The organism is Acuticoccus kandeliae (assembly GCF_003073115.1).
In genome coordinates this window covers 863,296-880,515 of sequence record NZ_QBBV01000003.1, presented here as the reverse complement: position 1 = coordinate 880,515, position 17,220 = coordinate 863,296, and the positions used below count along the sequence as shown (strand labels likewise).

Genomic DNA, 17,220 nt, shown 5'->3' with positions numbered 1-17,220 from the left:
TGCCCTCTGCCCTCTGCCCTCTGCCCTCTGCCCTCTGCCCTCTGCCCTCTGCCCTCTGCCCTCTGCCCTCTGCCCTCTGCCCTCTGCCCTCTGCCCTCTGCCCTCTGCCCTCTGCCCTCTGCCCTCTTGGCGACTGGTGTCTGCTCCCATCGCTTGCGGGCTCCCGCGTCTCATCGGCTGCCGATCCCCGACGCCGAATGGCCGACGCCCGCAATCTCTTCTTGGACTCCGTCCCCTCCCCGCTTCCTCCTCGCATCGTCTTCGGGGGCTGTGTCGCCGAGCGAGACGGCGCCGGGTGGCGCGCGCTGCCCCCTCGGTCGGACAGCGCCGCAACCGGATGCGTGGCCGCGGCGGCCGATGCAGACACGCGCGGATGGCGGCGGACCCCGCCGCAGTGCAGCAGCCCCGGCGTCGCCGAGGGACGCGCCGGGCGACGGGTGCACCGCCGCGCGCATTTGCAACCCTGAAGTGTTTCCGGTTTCACCTTCCAGACTATATGAATAGGCAATCCTGAGTGCCCGTCCGCGGGGGCCGTTTCGTGCGGTCGCTGCCGGAGCCTTATGAGCAACGCTAGGATGTGGCGGCGCTCGCGGTCCCCTCAGAAGGACCTTTTCGCATGTGCGAGAAACACGGCTCCACCGGGCGCTCGATCGCGATGGCATCGCGCCCGCCAGCCGGGCGCACCGCCTCCATGCGGATCGCCTGACACCCCCGTCGCGGTCCGTGCGGGGTGGGCCGTCTTCCCCAGCCGGCGGTTCGTCCGCGTGGCGTCTGCGAGAATGCGGGCCCGCGTCGACAGCCCACGACGAGGACCGAATGAACAAACCCTTCCACGCCCCGAGCCCGGCGCCGGACGCGCGCGCGGCCGACCCAAACCGCCCCTTCTGGGACCCGGCGCTCGAAACGCAGACCCGCGCAGAGTGGGACGCGCTGAAGCTCGACCTCCTGAAGCGCAGCCTCCGTCACGCGTACGAGAACGCCCCCTATTATCGCGAGGCCTTCGACGCGGCGGGAATTTCGCCGGACGACCTCCAGTCGTTCGAGGATCTGCGCCGCTTCCCGACGATCAACAAGGCGATCCTGCGCGAGCGGCAGGTGGCAAAGCCCATCCTCGGCGACCTCGCGGCGGTGCCGGAGGAGGATGTCGTCTATGTCTCCGCCTCGTCCGGGTCGACGGGCGTGCCGACGGTCTCCCCCTTCACCGCCGAGGATTTCGACGAGTGGATGGACTATGAGGCGCGGCAGTTCTGGTCCTCGGGCCTCAGAGCGAGCGACCGCTACGCCCACTCGCTGAACTTCTCCCTCTTCATCGGCGGGCCGTGCGTGCTCGGCGCGCAGAAGCTCGGCGCGCTCTCGATCCATGCCGGCACCGTCCCGTCCGAGCGGCTCCTGTCGATCCTCGACACCTTCCAGGCGACCGCCATGTGGACGACGCCCTCCTACGCCTGGTATCTCGGCGAGACGGCGCTGAAGAAGGGCATCGACCCGAAGACGGACCTTGCGATCAAGCGCATCTTCGTCGCCGGGGAGCCGGGCGGCTCCATCCCCGAGACGCGGGCGCGCATCGAGGCGCTCTGGGGCGCCGACGTCTACGACTATTACGGCCTCTCCGACATTTTCGGCGCGTGCGCGGGGATGTGCGAGGCGAAGGACGGCCTCCACTGGGCCGAGGACCACATCCATGTCGAGGTTGTGGACCCGGAGACGGGCGAGCCGGTCGCGCCGGGCGGACGCGGCGAGATGGTGCTGACGACGCTCAAGAAGCGCGCGCGCCCGCTGATCCGCTTCCGCACCGGCGACATCGTCTCCTTCTCCGAGGAGACATGCAGCTGCGGGCGGACGAGCATGCGCCTCATGGGCGTCCACGGCCGGCTCGACGACATGCTCGTGATCCGCGGCGTGAACATCTTCCCGTCCGACGTCGAAGCGATCGTCCGCAAGGACCACGACTTCACCGGCGAGTATCGCCTCGTCGTCGAACGAGAGAACCACCTCGACAGCCTGACGGTCGAGGCCGAGCGGATCCACGGCGTGAACGTGCCGGACGACGCGCTCGCGAAGCGGCTGAAGGATCACATCAAGGCGGCGACGGGCGTCGGCGCGGCGGTCTCGATCCTCGAACCCGATACGCTGCCGCGCGAGACGCACAAGGCGAAGCGCGTCGACGACCGGCGCGGCAACGTCTGGACAGCGTAGGAGCGGCCCGCCCCGCTCACCCTGCGAAGGGTGGGCGGGAGGGACCGGCCTCGGTCAGAACCGGTAGCCGAGGCGGAGCGAGCCGCCGTGCGACTGAACGTCGTCGGAGAAGGCCCCGTCATACTGGAGTTTCAGCTCGAAACCCTCTTTCGCCGCGATGTCGATGCCGACCCCGACCCGCGCGATCGCGTCGCCGAGCGAGGTGGCGGTCTCGAACGAATCCATCGTCGGCACACCCTCGAACCGGGCCGTCGAGGTGAACGTGTCGTCGGTGAGGAAGGTCACGCCCGCGTTCGCGAAGAGGCGCGCGGGCAGCGTCTCGGTGATGTTCACCTTGGCCCCGATCTCGAGCGAGGGGGTGAAGGCGAAGAGCGTCTGGTTCTGCCCGTCGACCATCAGGTTGAGCGCCCCGGCCCCGGTCTCCTTGTAGGATTTCTGGTCGATATTGATCACGTCGACATCGATCGCCGGGCGGATATAGCCCCAGTCGGAGAAGGCGTAGGTGTAGGCGCCACGCACCCGGCCGAAGACATAGCTGGAGTCCGGGCTGCCCTCCACGGTGGCGACATAGGTGCCGTTCACCAAGGTGCGCTTGGCGTCGCCCCAGGTGTAGCCACCGCCGACCGCCGCGCCGAGGACGAAGCCGCCGATCTCCTTCTTCACCGAGACGGCGGCGAAGCCGGTGTCGGTGTCGAGCGTCTGGCCGTAGGCGTCGCCGCGATAGTCGCCCCGCTCGTAGCCGAAGGTGCCGCCGAGGAACCAGGACTCCGCGATCTCAGCCTGCCCGCCGGCCTGGAAGCCATAGGTGTCGACGGTGAAGCCCGGATCGGAATCCTGGAAGCCGTCATGGTCCGCCGTCGCGCCGAGGCCCGCCATCCAGGCGCATTCCCCCTCGCCGACGAAGGCGCCCTCGGTGAAGCCCTCGCACGTCATGAGGCGTGAGGCGGTGGAGATCGCCATCGTCGGCGCCCGCGCGACCGCGCCGAGCGAGGCGTGCGAGGCGAAGGTCGCGAGCATGTCCTCGAAGGTCTCTTCGGTCGCGGTGTGGAAGGTGGCGAACACCTCGCCGATCCTGGGTCCGCCGTCGGTGGGCGCGGCGGTCGCCGGCCGGGCCGCCCTCACCCCGTTGCCGCGCGCGGCGAGTGTGTCCCACGCGCTCTGGAGGCCGTTCGCGATCTCGCGATTGTTGTGGCCGAGCGTTGCGCCGACGGCCGAGAAGTTCGCGCTCTCGATCGTGGTGCTGAACCAGCCGTCCGACCCCTGCGTGACCGGGGCCATCTTGAAGACGTCGGACGACTGGACCGTGATCGTCGATCCCTCAACCGTGGCGGTCGGTTTGATAATGTCGATCTTGTAGTTCGGCTGGAGGTACATGGCGTTGATGCCGACCGACCAGTCGCCCGAGAACGAGCCGGTGACGACGATGCTGTCCGTGCCGCCCAAGCCGGCCGCGACGTCGAAATTCACGATCGTGGCCGCGACGGCGTCGGAGCCGCTCGGCTGCGCGATGAGATTGCCGTCGATATAGGACTGGAAGATGTTGCCCTTCCCGCCGCTATCGAGAGCGCCCGAGCCGGACGAACTCGTCGCCACGTACAGCGTGTCGATATTGACAAACCCGCTGACGAAAGTGCCGCCGTCCTTGACGGTGATCGTGCCGCGATTGGCGGTGACGTTGCCGGAGAGGGTGCCGGAGACCTCGATCGAGGTGGAGCCGCTATTCTTGTCGGTCGCGCCGTAGATCGCGCCGCCATAGCCGCTGCCGATTGCGCCGCTGACGGTGCCGGTCGAGCCGATCACGATCGTCGACGTCGTGTTCTGCACCTGCGTCCAGACCGCCCAGCTCGACGGGCTCGCCACGCTCACCGAGCCGTCCACGGTGACATTGACGGCCGCTTCGTTGTTGGGCCCGTTGCGGTGGAGCGAGCCGGCGTAGGTCTTGCCGTTCTTCTCGAAGATGCCGCCGCTGCCGGCGACCGACTGCGCGATGATGCCGTGGGCGTATTTGCCGGTGGTCGAGATGGAGCTGTTCGAGTCGACCTTGACCGTGACGGTGCCCGAATGGCGCCCGTCGCCGCCGGAATATTTGTAGTTCGCCTTGTAGCCCGCATAGTAGGCGTTGAGCTTTTGGGTGAGATCGCCCGCGAAGCCGCCGCCCCCGCCTATCGACTGGGCGACGATGCCCGCCGCGCCGTCGCCGGAGGTGGTGATGGTGCCAGACGTGAGGCTCACCTCGGCATTGTAGCCAGCACCCCGCTGCTGGTCGGACTCGAACGAGACGCTCTTGATGTTCGCCGACGAGGCGGAGATGAAGCCGCCGCCGCCACCGATCGACTGGGCGACAATGCCGATCGACCGCTCCTCGCTGGTGACGATCGCGCCCTCGTGCGTGACCGTGACGTCGCCGCCATCGAGGTCGTTGAGGTTCTTCTGGTCGGAGTTCGAGCCGAGCGTGATGTCGATGATGTCGGAGAGCGATTCGTCGTTCGTGTCGCTCGCGCTGCCGAGCGCGACGATGCCGAGGCCGCCGCCCGCGCCGATCGACTGCGCGATCACGCCGTGCGCATTGGCACCATTGGTGGTCAGCGTCTGCCCGCTCTCGACCGTGACGTTGACGGTCCCGCCCGTCCCGCCGCCGGACGAGACGTCCTTGGAGCCGAGGGAGAGCTTCACGCTGGAGACGGAGAAGCCGGAGGAGAGGCCCGTGCCGCCGCCGCCGCCGATCGACTGGGCGACGATCGCGGACGAGGCGAAGCCGTAGGTGGTGGTTGTGCTGCCATAGACGGTCACGGTGCCGCCGGTGCCGCCATCGCCGCCATTCGCGCCGATCGTCAGGGAGGCGTCGGGCGTGTCGTCATCGTCATCATCGTCGCTGGAGCTCGCGGTCGCGCTGGAGCTGCTGCTCGACGAGCTGTCGTCGTTCGACTGCGCGGTCGCGCCGGTGCCGCCGCCGCCGCCGATCGACTGGGCGTGGACGCCGTGTGAGAAGGCGCCGTGCGTGGTGATCGTGCCGAGCTTCAGCGCCCCGCCATCCTTGCCGACGCCGGCGAAGACGTCGCCACCGTTGCCGCCCCCACCGCCTCCGCCATTGCCGATGGTGATGGTGTGGCTCGCATCGTCGTCGTCGTCATCGTCGCCGCTCTTGTCGGCGTCGCTGTCGCTGTCATCGTCGTTGTCGTCGTCGTCATCCTTCTCGTCCTGGAAGGTGACGGACGATTTGCCGAGGCCGGCCGCGCCACCGCCGCCGCCGATCGACTGCACGAGGATCGCGTCGGCGAAGTCGCCCGACGTCACGATTGTGCCGGCGTTCCAGCCATAGGCCGCGCCACCATGGCCGCCGCCACCGCCATCGCCGCCGATGCCGATGGTGATGTCCCAGTCGGTCGAGTCGGTGCCCGAACCGCCGCCACCCGCACCGCCGCCGCCACCAATCGACTGCACGAGCACGCCGCGCGAGCCGTGGCCGGCGGTGCTCACATAACCGTTGTCGCTGAGGCCGCCCTGCGCGCGCCCGCCATTGCCGGCGACCCCGCCCTTCGCGCCGACATCGATGCCGAGGCTCGCGGAGGTCGCGCCCTTCGCTGTGCTTGCCGAGCCGGTGCCCGCGCCGCCCGCGCCGCCGCCGCCGCCGATCGACTGGACGAGGAGGCCGTCCGCGAGGTCGCCCGTCGTCTTGATGGTGCCCTGGATGTGGCCGTAGGCGGCCGCGCCATCGCCGCCGGTCCCGGACTGGCCGCCGAAGGCGAAGGACAGGTTCAGGCTGTAATTCTTGGTGTCGGTGTCGTCGCCGTCGTCGCTGTCATCATCGTCGTCGTCGTTGTCGTCGCCGCCGAAGAGGTCGGACAGCGACTTGGTGACGGCCGTCGCGGTGGAATCGCCGCCCGCACCGCCGCCGCCGCCGATCGACTGGACGACGACGCCGGTCGCGCCGTCCCCGCTCGTCGTGAGGCTCGCGCCCTGATTGACGAAGCCCGTGGCTTCGGCCGCGTTGCCGCCTTTGCCGCCGTCGCCGCCGTGCGCGACCGTGAGGCTGAGGGCGAACGTGTTGCCGTCCTCGTCGAACGGGACGCCTTCCGTCACCGCCTTCGCCGTCGCCGCGCCACCCGCGCCGCCGCCGCCGCCGATCGACTGGGAGAGGATGCCGATCGCGTCCTTGCCCTCCGTCGTCAAATTGCCTTCGAGGGTCGCGCTCGCCGTGCCGCCGGTGCCACCGACGCCGCCGCGGCCGCCGGTCGCGATGGCGATGGAGAAGCCGATGCCGTCGGAGCTCGCCTTCGCGGCGCCGCCCGTGCCGCCACCGCCGCCGATCGACTGGACGTGGAGGCCGATGCCGTGGTCGCCCTTGGTGCTGATCGTCGCCGCGCTGCCCGCGGTGACGGTCGCCGAGCCGCCATCGCCACCCGGTCCGCCGCTGCCGCCGACGCTTGACGCGAAGAACAGGCCCCAGGAGCTGGCGGTGCCGCCGACACCGCCGCCGCCACCGATCGATTGCGCGATGACGGCCGAGGCGGAGTCGCCCGCGACGGCGATGTCGCCGTTCTGTTTGACGACGACGGTCCCGCCATTGCCGCCGGCACCGCCGCTGCCGCCGACCGAGTGGAAGAGGCCCTTCGCGTTGCGTCCCGCGCCGCCGCCCCCGCCGATCGACTGGGCGACGATGCCGTGCCCCTCGTCGCCATAGGTCGTGAGCGTCGCGTAGTTGTTGACGGTGACCGCGCCGCCGATGCTGCCATTCCCCGACGCATTGCCGGAACCGCCGAGCTGGCCGAACGAGCCCTGGCCCGTGCTCGTCCCGCCGCCGCCGCCGATCGACTGGGCGAGGATCGCGATGCCGCCGCCGATCGTGTCGTCGCTCGACCCGCTCGAGGTCGCCGTCGCGGCCTTGCCGGACGTCGTGATCGCGCCGCGGTTGTTGACGGTGACCGCGTTGCCGTTCGCCGACGCGTAGCCGCCGATGCTTTGGCTGGCGCTCGTGTCGACGAGGCCGACGCTGTTCGTGCTCAGCGCATCAGAGTTGGTGAGGATGCCGCCGCCGCCGCCGATAGACTGCGCGACGATGCCGTGCGCGTCGGTGCCGGAGACGTTGATTGTCCCGGTGTTCGTCACCGTGACGGAGCTGCTCCCGGTCGCCGTGTCGTTGGTGTCGCCCCACACGATCGAGCTGTCGCCGGCATTGTCGTAGATCGCCGTCGCGAAGGAGGCCGCCGCCGACTGGGCGACGATGCCGTGGCCATAGTCGCCGGTGTTGGTGATGTTGAAGTCGCTGGTGATGGCGACGTTGCCGCCCTTGCCCGCCTGACCGTAGGTCGAGACATAGATGTCGTCGTTGCGGCCCGCGCCGCCGAGCGACTGGCCGAGGATGCCGATCGAGCGGGACCCGGTCGTCTGGATGTTGCCGCCGCCCGACAGATTGACCGTCGCCGTGCCCGCGTCGCCGCCGGAGAGGCTGAGATCGTTGTAGCCCGCGGCCTGGGCGGCGCCGCCGACGCTCTGCGCGAGGATCGCCGGGGAGTTGCCGCCGCCGGTCTTGATCATCGTGTCGGACGAGCCGTAGGCATTCACCGTGGCGTCCCCGCCCGCGCCGCCGCCGGAGATGAAGACGCCCGCATAGACGCCGACGCCGCCGACGCTGACCGCCGCCACAGCCGCGCCGGTCTTGCGGATGATCTGCTGCGGCCCGGCATTGGTCCCGACGTCCGCGGTGGAGATCGTCCCCGTCATCGCGGCGGTGCTGGAGCCGAGATTGACGGTGGCGTCGCCACCCGCCCCGCCCCCGCCGCCATAGATGTACTGGCCGAACGTGTTGGTCTGATAGAGGGCATTGCCGCCATAGGAGGCGGCGAAAACGCCGGGGCCGGTCGTGGTCGCCGAGACGTTGGCAGCGCCCGTCACCGCAACCGTGACCGTCCCGCCGACGGCGCCCGTGCCCTCGCCGCCATAGGGCGCCTGGATCGTCGAGAAGCCGCCCTGGCTGACCGCGATGATGCCGCCCTTGGCACCGGACACGTCACCGCTCGTGGTGACCGAGACGTCGCCGCCCACGCCGTTCTCGCCGCCGTCGACCTGGAGCCCGCCGCTCGAGAAGGCGTAGATGCCGGCGCCGATGCTGCTCGACACCGAACCGGTGTTGGTGATGGAGATCGCTCCGCCCAAACCAGCCGGATTCTTGACGTAGTCTTGCTTGCTGCTGCTGTAGGCGTGGTCGCCGCCGAGCGCCATCGAGCCGCGCGAATAGACGGACAGCGCGTTATATTGGGTCTTTTTCTGGAAGAGGAGATCGTCGGAACTGGTGTTGTTCGCGATGATCGAAGTCGTGTCGGCACTGGAACCAACGCTGATGTCGGCGTTGTTGGTGATCGTGATGTTCAGGCCGTTCCAGCCGAAATACGACCCCTTTCGCGTGAGGACATAGTTGTCGTCGTTGAGGTAGAGCTGGTTCGTCGGCGCGTTCTGATAGTAGGCGTAGGCGCCGCCATAGGCATATTGCGGCGTCGTGATCGTGGTGCTCGAGTCGATCGTGCAGGTGAAGGTCTGCTGCGTCGCCTTGCGCATGGAGGCGATGTCGGCCGCATCGAAATCCTGCGAGCCGTCGATCGTGTAGCTCGTGACCGACGGGCTGCAGGAGGCCTGCGCGTAGGCGCGCGAGTAGATCGGCAGGCCCGCCATCGTCCCCGCGAGCGCGGTCGACTGGAAGAGCAGCGAGGAGGCGATCCGCCGGACCCTCGCCTGGCGCTGCAGTCGCAGGATCCCGCCCGGCGCCTGCCCGTCCCTGCCCTCGTCCGATCGCGTCGTCTCAGATGAAGCGGCAGGGTTCCGGCGCTGCTTTCGTGCCATCCGTGTTGTCTCCAAGACCGGCCGCGATCGCATCGGCCGGGGTTGAATCGAGGGAGCGGGAGACACGCGCGGACACATGACCGACCCGACGGAAGTTTGAGGTTTTCCAGACCCGGCGGGTCAATGCGCAATCGGCCGTCGCCGCCGCCCTTCTGCCGCATTCGCGAGCGGAAGCGTTTTTTAGGCAACATATTCGGGCAATTTGAGCGATTCCGGCTGCGACAGGGGCGCAATAAATTGCATGAACCCAACGCAAGACGCTCCACCGCGCGGCTTGACGCTTACATAGCCGAATGGCTATACGTTATCTCATAGCCAACAGGGTATGAAATAGGCGTTCTCCACTCCCGTGACCCAGCCGTCCCCCGCGCCGTCCGACGCGCTCTTCCGCTCGCTGTCCGACCCGACCCGCCGCGCGATCTTCGAGCATTTGTGCCGCGAGGGGGAGACGGGCGTCGGCGCGCTCACCGCGATCGCGGGCGTCTCGCAGCCGGTCGTCTCCAAGCATCTGCGCATCCTGCGCGAGGCGGGGCTCGTCGAGCCGCGCCCGGACGGCCGCCACACCCGCTACCGCGCCCAGCGGGAAGCGCTCTCCCCCCTCCTCCACTGGACCGGGGAGATGGCCGGCTACTGGGAACAGAAGCTCGACGCCCTCGACGACCTTCTCAAAAGGATGGACCAATGAGCGACACCAAATCCGATGTGCGCACCGTCACCATCGAGCGCGACTTCCCCTATCCGGCCGCAAAGATCTGGCGCGCGCTGACCGAGCCGCACCTCCTGTCGGAGTGGCTGATGAAGAGCGACTTCGCCCCCGTCGTCGGCCATCATTTCCAGTTCAGCGCGGACTGGGGCTCGGTCGACTGCACGGTCGAGATCGTGGAGCCCAACGTCACCCTCGCCTACACCTGGAACGCCTATGGCCTGGAGAGCGTCGTCACGTGGACGCTCACGGAGACCGCCGACGGCACGCGCCTCAGGATGGAGCAGACCGGCTTCCGCCCCGACCAGGAGCAGGCCTTCCAGGGCGCGAAGGCCGGCTGGCCGCGCTTCCTCGCGAACCTTGAGCGGGTCCTCGCCGAGACGGCGTGACGCCCCGCGCACCTCAGCCGCGGGAGCGGGCCGCCTGCAGGTTCGCAAGATGGGTCCGGTCGTCGAGCGTGGAGAGGAGGATCGCGATCGCGATCCCGACCGCCGCGCCGACGATCGTGTCGAGCACCCGCTCCGGCGCCATCGCGACGCTCGCCGCCTCCGGCGCGGCGAGATGGCTCATCAGGAGCGCCATCGGCGTCACGAGGATCTGCCCCACGGCATAGTTCGAGCCGATGATGAGCTCGGTCGAGAATTGCAGGATCGCGAGCACCGCGATCACCGCCCCGACAGTGGGGTCGAGCAGCAGGATGAGCCACACGACGACCGCACCGACGACGGTGCCCGCCATGCGCTGGAGGGCGCGGTTCATGTTGATGTGGAGGTGCGCGCCCTGCATCACCGCGACGGCGCCCATTGCGGCCCAGGTCGGATGCGCCGCGCCGACCGCATAGGCGGCGAAGACGGCAATCGCAGCCCCGAGCGCGATCCGCGCGGCGGCGAGGAGCCGGTGACTTGCGGGGCGGAAGGGCTCGGCCGGAAAGGCCCGTTCCGCGGTCGCGGGATGGCGCAGCCGCTCCGTCGCCGCGCAGACGAGCCACGCGAGCGCCGCGACGAGGCCGACGGCGATCGTCCGCTCCCCGACAACCGACAGCGAGGCGGCATCCCCCATCGCGGCACCCGCCGCGAACACGAAGATCAGCGCGCCCGGCGGGCCGAACTCCCCCGTCGTCGTCGCGAAATAGAAGGCCCCGCAGGCGAGCGCGAGGAGGACGAGCCGCACCTCCACCGGCGCGCCGAGCCAGGCGACGGTCGACATCAGAAGCACCGCCCCGGTCTGGCATAGCGCGCAATAAAGGACGATGCGGCTCCGCCGGCCGGCCGGCGCGAAGCGGCCGAAGAGCGCCACCAGCGCGCCAAGCGCGGCGAACCCGATGAGGTGCGGCCAGGGCGAGACATGCGCGAGCGGAAGCGCGATCACCATCGTGATCGCCGCCTGCATCCCGGCGAGCATCGCGTTGCGGAGCGACGGCTGCCGCCCGAGCGCCATGCTCTCGCGGACCTGCTGCGGGCGCAGGAGATGACGCGCCGCATCGATCCGCCGCGTTCCCGGCGCCGCGGCCGTGCTCCCGCCGAGGCTCATCGCGGCGTCCCCTTTCGCGCGGCCTCGATCTCGGCGAGGCGCGCCTCGATCTTGTCGAAATGGTCGAGCATCGCGGTGATCTCGGCGTCGGAGATGTCGGCGAGCATCTCGGCCTCGCCTGTTTCGAGGGTCGCGCGGATCTCGGCGACACGGCGCGTCCCCTCCTCGGTCAGGAAGATGAGGCGCACGCGCCCGTCCGCCTCGTCCGGACGGCGCTCGACCAGGCCCTCGCGCGACAGGATGTCGAGGAGGCGAACGAGGCTCGACCCGTCGATCCCGACGCGGGCGGCGAGTTCCTTCTGCGTGATCCCGCCGCCGGTCTCCTGGAGATGGACGAGCGGCACCCAGGTCGCGTCGGAGAGGCCGGCCTCGGCGAGGCGTACCTCCAGCGCGCGGCGCCAGCGCCGGGCGAGCAGGGAAAAGCGGATCCCGAAGCGGGAGCGGACGGTGGGGGATGGCGAGGGCATGCCCTTATAAAGGGCGAATTAGTTTGAATTGCAAATCAAATTAATTCAGCAGCGAGGCCGCAAACGAAGAAAGCCGGCGCGGGGGGCTCCCGCGCCGGCTTCATCCGCAATCGGCTGATGCGATTAGCGGTAGACGTAGACGATCTGGCGGTTGCCCGGATCGACGAGCACCGGCTCGCTGTTGATGTAGGCGTAGCGGTACTGCGAGGACGGCACGTCGGTCAGCACGACGGCTTCCGGAACGCTCGCGCCGACGACGACTTCGCCGTCGAGATAGACGGTGTCGACCGGGTGATCGCGGACATAGGTCACGACCTGCGGCTCGGGCGAGATCGCGTCGGCGACGCCGCCGACCACATCGCCGACCGCCATGCCGAGCGAGCCGACGACATCACCCGCCGCGCGGCCGACGCCCTCGACGGGAGCGGTGATCGTGCCGACGAGCGAGGGACGCTGTGCGATCACGACGGTCTCGCCCGTGGTCGCCGCGGCGACGAGATAGTTGGAATAGGCAAAGCCGGTCGAACCGCCATAGGTGACCTGGCACCAGGTGCTGTTGCTGATGCAGCCATCGATGGTGACCGCGGAACCCGACGGAATCGTCGTGATCACGCCATAGTTCGAGCCGGGACCCTGGCGAAGGTTGAGATCCGTCGTCACCGAGCCGGCGGCCGCGAACGCGGCGGCGGGGATGAGGGTGGCGCCAACGGCCATCGCGAGAAGCTTCTTCATGCTCAAATCTCCCTAAATTCGCTGGGCAGTAAACAGCCGACCCTGCGCAAGTGTTCCTATCGCCACGCGGAATGACGTCTCATATTTTTAGGGAACGTTTTGGGACGGGAGTGTCTGCCGGATCGAGGCAAACCACGGTGGCCGTGCGATTTCCACGCGATCGTCCCGCGGGCACCGGCGGCACATTCCGCGCAAGGCGCGACAACATGCACCAGAACGCTCCGTCTCGCGGCTGCGGAGTTATTCGACGCGCGAAAACAATCCGCGCCTCTCGTCAATGTCGTCCGGACGAATACTCAACCAGAACGACCCATCACCTGGCCTATACGCTTGATAAATACAATGATATGATGAATGCATATTTTTGGAAATTAACCGAATGCGTCAGGACTTAGACCGGGCACGGCTTCTCATCTCAGATCTTTATGGCGCGGTTTCCGGCTCGGTTTCGCAGGAGCAAGTCATGCAAAACATGACGCGCACACTGCACTGCGAGCGGATCACTCTCCTCTCGATCGACAATGACGGCGCGATCCGTCAGGATTCCTATCCCTTCGACCCCGGCGCCCTCATCGAGTTCGCCGAGAATTTCGCCGACAAGGACGTCCGCATCTATCGCGCCCTCGAGGCCGGCCGGCAGGGGCCGATGTCGACGCAGGATCTCATGAGCGCGGAAGAGATCGCGCGCTGCCCGGTCCACAACGAGTTCTACAGGAACCACCGGGAGTGCTGGAACACGTTGACCGTTCGCACCGATGCGGAAGGTGCCCATTTCCTCCCGCTCTTCCACCGCAGCGCCCAATACGGCACCTTCGATGCCGAGGAACGCAGGTTCACCGCATACATGGCGCGCCATCTCGTGAGGGCCGAGCAGCTCGGCCGGTTGCTGCCGTCGCCCTCGATCTCCGCCGACGGGATCGTCGCGGCGCTCGACGGTCTGCCCGACGGCATGCTGGTCTTCGACCACGCCGGCCAGGTGCAGCACATGAACGAGGCCGCGCGCCGGATCGTCGACCGGTGCGACGGGATCATGCTCGTCAACAAGGTGCCGATCGCGACGGACCCGGTCGCGCGCCCCCTCCTGTCGCGCATCATGATCGACATCCTGATGCTCGCGGGCGGCGAGGCGATCGGGACGCCGTCGAGCGTCCCGCTCCCCCGCCCCTCTGGCGGGCGCCCGCTGCGCGCGACGGCCTACCTCGCCCCGCCGCGCGAGGGCTTCCGCCGCCTCGGCATCCTGCTCCTGAAGGCCGAGGGCGGCTGGACGGTTCCCTCGATCGAGACCGTCCGCGCCGCCGGCGGCTTCACCCCGGCCGAGGCCCGCCTCGCCCACGCGCTGATCGCCGGCGCCAGCATCCGCGACCACGCCGAGGCCCACGGCATCACCGAGCACACGGTCCGCTTCCACATGAAGCGGATCCGCGAAAAGCTCGGCGTCTCCCGCCAGGCCGAGGCGGTGGCGGAGATCCTGCGGCGGTGCCAGGGTTAGGGGCGCGGCGACGGGCCGGCCAGCCCGTCACGCCATCTGGTCGAGCCCGAACGCCGGGTGATGGATCACCTCCCCGCGCGGCGCGACCCCGTCGAACGGGATCGCCTGCACCACGTCGGGCGGACAGCCCGTCACCGTGAGGCCGGGGAAAGAGCGGAAGCCGAAGCGGCCATAATAGGCGGGATCGCCTACCAGCGCCGCGCCGCGGCCCGTCGCCCGCAGGCGGCGAAGGGCCTCCGCCATCAATGCCGAGCCGATCCCCTCGCGATGCCGCGCGGGCCGCACGACGAGCGGGCCGATGAGGCTCCAACCGTCATCGCTCCCGACCCGCGCCGGTGAGGCGGCAAGATAGCCGACCACCGCGCCGGCATCCTCGGCGACGAGCGACAGGGTCAGCGCCCCATCGGCCCGCAGCCTCTCGACGATACCGGCCTCGGTCCCGGTTGACTGGGCCAGCAATTTCAGCGCGTCGGTGACGAGGCGCCCAATCGCGCCCACATCCCCGGCAGTTTCGTTGCGGATCATCATGTCCTGTCTTCTTCAGCGATTGTCGAGTTGGGCGCGAACGGAGCGGCGGCCTCTATCGGAGATGCGATAGGGGCTGGACGCTCTGGATTCGATCAGGCGCTTGCGTCGAAGTCTGGCGAACACGTCGATCGTGCAGTCGGCCAGGACGTGGCCGTCACGGGTGAAGCAGATGACGTGTGAGATGCGGCCGTTATCGGCCCGTTCGTGACGGATAAACCCGCCCTGCGCCAGCACGTGCAGAACGCGCTGCTCGCGGCGTGAGATGTTCATGGCGAAGCCTGTGCATGGAAATCATCCGCGCAGCATTCGGCCCCGGCAAGACATGCCGTTGCGAATGATGCAGCTCGATGTCTCGATCAGCCGAGACGATCAGTGGATGAGCGCAAGCTCCGACATCGACAATTCCTTCACGCGATGTGGAAAGGACCATGCCGCGTACGCCCCGGCGCGGCGAAGGTCAATCGGCGCGGGCACGCTTTCTTGGACGATGCGTTGCGAGGCCGGGGGTGCGTGGCGAAAATGGCGGATGGGCGTTCGCCATTCTCCATGGACATCGATCGCGTCACCTTGATCGCCACCATCGTCCGGCTCGGCGCGTGGGAATCGCGGTGAGCACTCCAGGCACGTCGGGGACCAGCCCAGCCCCCGTCAATCTGGGGCCTGCGCGCTCGAATATGCGGAATAACGGACGGGGCCGCTAGGCTCCGGCCGCAACCAGGACAGGGCCCGCGCCCCTTCTTCGGCGGACGAGCCGATAGAATGGCGGACTGCGGTTAGCGGTGACCGTCTCCATAGAGGGAGGAGCCGTTCAAGTGCCACCAGCTGATCTTGCCGAGCCCGCTCATCAAGAGCCCGGTGGCCTGCGGTGGCCATGAGCCGCGAATCCGTCCGAAGAGCGCGATCGGAGCGACCGCGGCAGCGGCGATCGCGCCCTTGATCATGTGCACCAGCATCTCCTTGCGCCGGGGCGGCTCCAACATCATCGGCACCATGCAGCGGTGCTGGCCCGAGAGATAACGTCGCCTCAGGATAAACCGCGAGTCGAGCCGCTCCGGCGGAATAATCTCCACCATCTTCGCGTTGGGCGCCCAGACGAAGCGTCGCCCCGCCTCCACCAGCTGGCGAAACAGAAGAACGTCTTCACCGCCAATATTGTCGAGCCTGCGATCAAAAGGCGTCCCGACAAGGCAGCGCGCCTTGACGAACACCGAGCCGGGTAGCGGCAGATAGGCACTCATAGCGGTCACGTCCCCGGCCATCGGTTGACCGAGATCGCGCGAATAGGTGTCGAGGAAGAACTCCACGCCCATCGGGCTCGCGCCGTCGATCCTGGCGACGCGGGGGCCGAAGCTGCCGTCCGCACCGCTGATGCGCAGCGCCTCCACCTGCGCGGCAAGCCATCCGGGATCCGCCTCGCAATCGTCATCCACGAACGCGACGAGCTCGCCCTTCGCGGCCATCACGCCAGCATTTCGCGCGCTGGATACACCGGGCTGATGGCAGCGAATGACTTGAACGGGAAACGGAAGCTTGGCAGCCGAGACGACATCTTCAGCGATACCGTCCGACGTGTTGTCGACGACGACGATGTCCAGATCCACATCCGCCGGCAGGTTCAGAAGAGTGAGGCTTGCAAGGGCACGGGCCAAGGGAACTGGCCGGTAGCGAGTTGGAATCACAATCGTGACAGACGTCATCCGCCGCTCCGCAAACAAAATTTTAATAGATTCGAACTCGAAACTTCACTTAATGCATAGTTTCGTATATATACGACTCAATAATATTCTGCAACTGAGGGAAGCCATCCATCAAACAGATGAAGTGATGGCTTTCCGGAATCGAATGCGGCAGATCGCGATCGATTTACAGGGCAACGCGTATCATGGCGGTACATTCGGCGTGGCGTTTTCCCACGACGAAAAGAAACCAAGTCGCCAGCCTTATTGTAGCCCTAATTTAATAAACTGGAAGACATAATTTCAACATTCACGTCGCCTCCGAATTGCCTCCATCCAAGCTAGCCTGTCCGTGCCGGAGGAATCGGCGCGCAGAGTTCCTCGTCAAAGGCCGCCAGCGCCGCCGGCGTCGCCCGCATCCCCGGCAGTTTCGTTGCGGATCATCATGTCCTGTCTTCTTCAGCGATTGTCGAGTTGGGCGCGAACGGAGCGGCGGCCTCTATCGGAGATCCGATAGGGGCTGGACGCTCTGGATTCGATCAGGCGCTTGCGTCGAAGTCTGGCGAACACGTCGATCGTGCAGTCGGCCAGGACGTGGCCGTCACGGGTGAAGCAGATGACGTGTGAGATGCGGCCGTTATCGGCCCGTTCGTGACGGATAAACCCGCCCTGCGCCAGCACGTGCAGAACGCGCTGCTCGCGGCGTGAGATGTTCATGGCGAAGCCTGTGCATGGAAATCATCCGCGCAGCATTCGGCCCCGGCAAGACATGCCGTTGCGAATGATGCAGCTCGATGTCTCGATCAGCCGAGACGATCAGTGGATGAGCGCAAGCTCCGACATCGACAATTCCTTCACGCGATGTGGAAAGGACCATGCCGCGCACGCCCCGACGCGCCGAAGGTCAATCGGCGCGGGCACGCATCCTTGCGCGATGCATTGCGAAGGGCGGGGCAAGTGGCGAAAATGGCGGATGGGGTGGGATTCGAACCCACGAGACGGTTGCCCGCCTGCCGGTTTTCAAGACCGGTGCCTTCAACCGCTCGGCCACCCATCCGACGGGCG

Annotated in this window: 12 protein-coding genes and 1 tRNA gene; 4 read left to right on the top strand and 9 right to left on the bottom strand. The window is 67.7% G+C overall.

Annotated elements, in window-relative coordinates:
• The first annotated feature begins 816 nt into the window (after window positions 1-816).
• Complete coding sequence (locus tag DBV35_RS23370; protein ID WP_108662756.1) at window positions 817-2,196, top strand: phenylacetate--CoA ligase family protein; 1,380 nt, start codon at window positions 817-819, stop codon at window positions 2,194-2,196.
• Between the two features lie 54 nt (window positions 2,197-2,250).
• Here DBV35_RS23370 and DBV35_RS23365 read toward each other — a convergent pair whose 3' ends face one another.
• A complete protein-coding gene (locus DBV35_RS23365) occupies window positions 2,251-9,030 on the bottom strand; it encodes an autotransporter outer membrane beta-barrel domain-containing protein (RefSeq protein ID WP_108662755.1) in 6,780 nt (2,259 codons plus the stop codon).
• A 349-nt stretch (window positions 9,031-9,379) separates the two neighbouring features.
• On the opposite strand from DBV35_RS23365, the gene DBV35_RS23360 reads away from it, so the two are divergent.
• Window positions 9,380-9,715: an ArsR/SmtB family transcription factor gene (locus tag DBV35_RS23360; protein ID WP_108662754.1), complete on the top strand. Its 336-nt coding sequence runs from the start codon at window positions 9,380-9,382 to the stop codon at window positions 9,713-9,715.
• Window positions 9,712-10,122, top strand: coding sequence for an SRPBCC family protein (locus DBV35_RS23355; protein WP_108662753.1), 411 nt, complete (start codon window positions 9,712-9,714; stop codon window positions 10,120-10,122). The genes DBV35_RS23360 and DBV35_RS23355 overlap by 4 nt, the downstream gene beginning before the upstream one ends.
• Before the next feature lie 13 nt (window positions 10,123-10,135).
• Here the strand turns inward: DBV35_RS23355 and DBV35_RS23350 are convergent, their stop codons facing one another.
• The 3 genes from DBV35_RS23350 to DBV35_RS23340 form a co-directional block, all read right to left on the bottom strand.
• On the bottom strand, window positions 10,136-11,263 hold the full coding sequence (locus DBV35_RS23350) for an FUSC family protein (protein ID WP_108662752.1): 1,128 nt from the start codon (window positions 11,261-11,263) through the stop codon (window positions 10,136-10,138).
• Entirely contained in the window at window positions 11,260-11,730 is a 471-nt protein-coding gene (locus tag DBV35_RS23345) for a MarR family winged helix-turn-helix transcriptional regulator (RefSeq protein ID WP_108662751.1), read from the bottom strand. The genes DBV35_RS23350 and DBV35_RS23345 overlap by 4 nt, the downstream gene beginning before the upstream one ends.
• A gap of 123 nt (window positions 11,731-11,853) precedes the next feature.
• Window positions 11,854-12,462: a DUF1236 domain-containing protein gene (locus DBV35_RS23340; RefSeq protein WP_108662750.1), complete on the bottom strand. Its 609-nt coding sequence runs from the start codon at window positions 12,460-12,462 to the stop codon at window positions 11,854-11,856.
• 463 nt (window positions 12,463-12,925) lie between these two features.
• Here DBV35_RS23340 and DBV35_RS23335 point away from each other — a divergent pair, with 463 nt between their 5' ends.
• Complete coding sequence (locus tag DBV35_RS23335; RefSeq protein WP_108662749.1) at window positions 12,926-13,951, top strand: helix-turn-helix transcriptional regulator; 1,026 nt, start codon at window positions 12,926-12,928, stop codon at window positions 13,949-13,951.
• A 27-nt stretch (window positions 13,952-13,978) separates the two neighbouring features.
• Here the strand turns inward: DBV35_RS23335 and DBV35_RS23330 are convergent, their stop codons facing one another.
• From DBV35_RS23330 to DBV35_RS23310, 5 genes are all read right to left on the bottom strand, one after another.
• Entirely contained in the window at window positions 13,979-14,476 is a 498-nt protein-coding gene (locus DBV35_RS23330; RefSeq protein WP_245944045.1) for a GNAT family N-acetyltransferase, read from the bottom strand.
• A gap of 15 nt (window positions 14,477-14,491) precedes the next feature.
• Complete coding sequence (locus tag DBV35_RS23325) at window positions 14,492-14,749, bottom strand: YjhX family toxin (RefSeq protein WP_108662746.1); 258 nt, start codon at window positions 14,747-14,749, stop codon at window positions 14,492-14,494.
• A gap of 503 nt (window positions 14,750-15,252) precedes the next feature.
• The gene (locus DBV35_RS23320) at window positions 15,253-16,176 is read right to left on the bottom strand and encodes a glycosyltransferase (RefSeq protein WP_108662747.1); all 924 of its coding nucleotides are present in this window, start codon (window positions 16,174-16,176) and stop codon (window positions 15,253-15,255) included.
• 438 nt (window positions 16,177-16,614) lie between these two features.
• Window positions 16,615-16,872 (bottom strand): YjhX family toxin, encoded by a 258-nt coding sequence (locus DBV35_RS23315; protein ID WP_108662746.1) that lies wholly within the window; start codon window positions 16,870-16,872, stop codon window positions 16,615-16,617.
• A gap of 250 nt (window positions 16,873-17,122) precedes the next feature.
• Window positions 17,123-17,212 (bottom strand) — tRNA-Ser (locus DBV35_RS23310).
• Window positions 17,213-17,220 lie beyond the last annotated feature (8 nt).

Excerpts from the sequence above, each read along its gene's own strand:
- DBV35_RS23320 (WP_108662747.1), bottom strand. The coding sequence starts at position 16,176 with ATGACGTCTGTCACGATTGTGATTCCAACTCGCTACCGGCCAGTTCCC.
- DBV35_RS23365 (WP_108662755.1), bottom strand. The coding sequence starts at position 9,030 with ATGGCACGAAAGCAGCGCCGGAACCCTGCCGCTTCATCTGAGACGACG.
- DBV35_RS23350 (WP_108662752.1), bottom strand. The coding sequence starts at position 11,263 with ATGAGCCTCGGCGGGAGCACGGCCGCGGCGCCGGGAACGCGGCGGATC.
- DBV35_RS23370 (WP_108662756.1), top strand. The coding sequence starts at position 817 with ATGAACAAACCCTTCCACGCCCCGAGCCCGGCGCCGGACGCGCGCGCG.
- DBV35_RS23355 (WP_108662753.1), top strand. The coding sequence starts at position 9,712 with ATGAGCGACACCAAATCCGATGTGCGCACCGTCACCATCGAGCGCGAC.
- DBV35_RS23345 (WP_108662751.1), bottom strand. The coding sequence starts at position 11,730 with ATGCCCTCGCCATCCCCCACCGTCCGCTCCCGCTTCGGGATCCGCTTT.
- DBV35_RS23315 (WP_108662746.1), bottom strand. The coding sequence starts at position 16,872 with ATGAACATCTCACGCCGCGAGCAGCGCGTTCTGCACGTGCTGGCGCAG.
- DBV35_RS23335 (WP_108662749.1), top strand. The coding sequence starts at position 12,926 with ATGCAAAACATGACGCGCACACTGCACTGCGAGCGGATCACTCTCCTC.
- DBV35_RS23330 (WP_245944045.1), bottom strand. The coding sequence starts at position 14,476 with ATGATCCGCAACGAAACTGCCGGGGATGTGGGCGCGATTGGGCGCCTC.
- DBV35_RS23325 (WP_108662746.1), bottom strand. The coding sequence starts at position 14,749 with ATGAACATCTCACGCCGCGAGCAGCGCGTTCTGCACGTGCTGGCGCAG.
- DBV35_RS23340 (WP_108662750.1), bottom strand. The coding sequence starts at position 12,462 with ATGAAGAAGCTTCTCGCGATGGCCGTTGGCGCCACCCTCATCCCCGCC.